Origin of the sequence: Xanthomonas sp. A1809 (assembly GCF_017746015.1) — a bacterium.
GTDB lineage: Bacteria > Pseudomonadota > Gammaproteobacteria > Xanthomonadales > Xanthomonadaceae > Xanthomonas > Xanthomonas euvesicatoria.
The window spans coordinates 1,920-4,881 of record NZ_JAGHWZ010000024.1; the positions used below are offsets into that span (position 1 = coordinate 1,920).

Annotated in this window: 3 protein-coding genes; all 3 read left to right on the plus strand. The window is 63.5% G+C overall.

The window, feature by feature from the left end:
- Window positions 1-285 (plus strand): phage tail assembly chaperone family protein, TAC (locus J7396_RS21455; RefSeq protein WP_209262084.1); only part of this gene is annotated, 285 nt, incomplete at its 5' end.
- 32 nt (window positions 286-317) lie between these two features.
- A complete protein-coding gene (locus J7396_RS21460; RefSeq protein ID WP_128698091.1) occupies window positions 318-530 on the plus strand; it encodes a hypothetical protein in 213 nt (70 codons plus the stop codon).
- Between the two features lie 10 nt (window positions 531-540).
- Entirely contained in the window at window positions 541-2,814 is a 2,274-nt protein-coding gene (locus J7396_RS21465; RefSeq protein ID WP_209262085.1) for a hypothetical protein, read from the plus strand.
- The last annotated feature ends 148 nt before the right edge of the window (window positions 2,815-2,962 follow it).

Consider the following 2,962-nt stretch of genomic DNA (forward strand, 5'->3'; position numbering starts at 1 on the left):
ACGTTCTACATTCGCGAGCAGCAGGCAGGCGTCGTGCGAGCCTTCGCCGTTGGCCAACAAAGCGATGATCCGGAAAAGCAATCCGAATCCATGGCACGCCTGATTGCCAAGGCGATCTGCACGGAGGATGGGAAGCCGGCATTGACGCTGGAGCAGGCTCGCAACCTGAAGATCAGCGTGCAGTACGCGCTCGCCGCCGCAATTAGCGGGGTGCACAGTTACCAGGGAAACGTCAGCTCGCCGAGCGAGGCACCGGAGAGTGGTTCCGATACACCCTCGCTCTAGCGCTGGGGAAGACGCTCACCGAAATTGATGCGATGCCGGAAACAGAGATGGCCGGCTGGCGCACCTACTACACGCTGTATCCCTTCGACGATCTGCACCGGCACCACCGCCCGGCCGCGATCATCGCCGCCTCGATGGGCGGCAAGTTCGAGCAGGTGCTGACGGCACTCGCTCCCACACCCACCGACCCCGAGCTGAGCGACGCCGACCGCGACGTGGTGCGGGCGCTCGGCTTCGACCGCTGATAGGACGAACATGGCAACTGCAGGTTCAATCGTCGTTGATCTGCTGATGCGGACCGGCTCGTTCGAGACCGATACCGACCGGGCCAGCAAGCAGGTGCGTAAGTTCGGAAAGGACTCCCAAGCGGCGGCCGCAGACGTGGGCGCTGCTTTCGGCAAGATCGGCGGCGCGGTCGTTGGTGGCCTAGCCGTGGCCGGCACGGCAGTACTGAACTGGACGCGGCAGCTGGCCACAAGTTCAGGTGAAATTGAGCGCTTCGCCCGTCTGTCGGGTACTAGTGAGCAGAGGTTTCAGCGGCTCGCCGCAGGCGCGGCAACGGTAGGTATCCAGCAGGACAAGCTGGCCGACATCTTCAAGGACACTCAGGAAAAGGTCGGAGATTTTCTGCAGACAGGCGGCGGCGAGCTGCAGGACTTCTTCACCAAAATTGCGCCGAAGGTTGGACTGACGGCCAAGGAGTTCCGCAATCTCAGCGGACCAGATGCGCTGGGGAAGTACTATAGCGCGCTCGAAAAGGCGGGTGTGTCGCAAGGCGACATGGTCACCTATTTGGAGGCGATCGCCGACGAAGCCACATTGCTGCGGCCACTTCTGGCTAACAACGGCGAGGGCTTTCGCAAGTGGGGCGACGAGGCTGAGCGGCTTGGAGTGGTGCTTGATGCGCAGACAGCGAAATCTCTGAAGGAGTTGCGGGTTCAGACCGCCCAAATGGATCTCGCGTTCCAGGGTTTGAAGAACCAAGTCGGCGCCGAGCTGCTGCCTCAGGTCAAGGAGCTGACGTCGTTCCTCGGTTCGGACAGCACCAAATCTGCATTCATCTCGATCACGCAGTTCGTAGGCAGCCTGACTGCCGAGATGGCGAACGGCGTGGTGATGCTGGTCAATTACATCGGGCGGGTGAAGGAGCTACGCGGGCTCGACACCGGTGGTGCTGTGGGCGATGCCACTACCGATTCGTTGAACGCACAGATGGCGAAAGTGCAGGAACGGCTCGACGGCGCGCGTAATCGAACCACCGGCAGCTTTGGATTACCCCTTACTGACGGGCAGGAACTCAAGCGCCAGCAGCAGATCAATGACCTGATCGCCGAGCGCGTAAAGCTCCAACGCGAGATCACCAAGCGCAACCGACCCGAGGTGAAGCTGCTCGAAAACGGCGCGATGCCGGACGATGCGGCGCTGGTCCGCCCGGCCAAGACGGCGGCGTTCGAGTACACCGACAAGGAGGCGGGCAAGGCCGCGGCTGAGCTGCAGAAGACCTACACCGCAATGTCGGCGGAGCTGGCCAAGCAATTGGCGCTCACCGGTCAGAACACCGAATCCGCCAAGGTGCTGTACGAACTCCAGAGCGGATCGCTCAAGGGCATCACCGGCGCGCAGGCGCAGAGCCTGCTGCAGCTGGCCCAGATCAAGGACGTCAACGAAGACATCGCGGCCATCTACGGCGCGACTGATGAAAAGGTCAACACCTACCTGGCGGGCTTGGAGCGAGAACTGGCGCTTCACGGGCAGATCGGCGAGGCCGTCAAGGTCGCCTATGACATCCGTACCGGCGCCTTCGGCGCGCTGAGCGAGGAACAGGCCAGGCTGCTGGAGAGCTACGCCCAGACGAAGGACGCGATGGACGACTACGCCGCGATCTATGGCGACAGCTACGACAGCATGATCGCCAAGACCAAGGAGGGCAACGACATGATGAAGGAATTCGGATTGGAGGCTGCCCGAAGCATGCAGAGCGCGTTCTCGGACTTCCTCTTCGACCCCTTCGAGGAGGGGCTTGGCGGCATGACCAAGGGCTTTGCGAAGACGATCCAGCGCATGCTCGCAGACCTCGCATCGTCGCAGTTGCTGAAGGCGCTCGGCACCATGGCGGCCAGTTCCGGCAACAGCTGGGTGGCGGCGATCGGCGGAGCCATCGCGGGTGGGCGCGCTGGCGGCGGCCCCGTCGCTGCGGGCTCGATCTACGAGGTAGGCGAGGGCGGCCGGCCGGAGATGTACGAGGCTGGCGGCCGCACCTACATGATCCCGGGCAACCAAGGTGGCCGCGTTGTGCCGATCACTGCCGGCCGGCCCGTCACCGATGCGGCTACCGGTGCAGGTGGCGGCGTGAGCCTGCACATCAGCAACGTCATTCAGAACGACGGCACTGCCAGCACCAGCGCGCAGGGCGATGAGAACGACATGCTCCGCGCGCTCAACCAGATGATCCAGCCCATGGTCTTGCGAGTGCTACAGCAGCAGATGCGCCCGGGCGGCCTGTTCGCGCCAGGTGGCGCCCGTGGCTGAGGTCTTCACCTGGCCCGTTCGAACCGAGGCCAGCGGCAATGTCACGCTCGCCGTGCGCGCTGCGCAGTTCGGTGAGGGCTACCGGCAAACGTCGCCGGACGGAATCAACCCGAAACGGCAGAGCTGGAACATCTCGCGCGTCGGCAAG

Excerpts from the sequence above, each read along its gene's own strand:
- J7396_RS21465 (WP_209262085.1), top strand. The coding sequence starts at position 541 with ATGGCAACTGCAGGTTCAATCGTCGTTGATCTGCTGATGCGGACCGGC.
- J7396_RS21460 (WP_128698091.1), top strand. The coding sequence starts at position 318 with ATGCCGGAAACAGAGATGGCCGGCTGGCGCACCTACTACACGCTGTAT.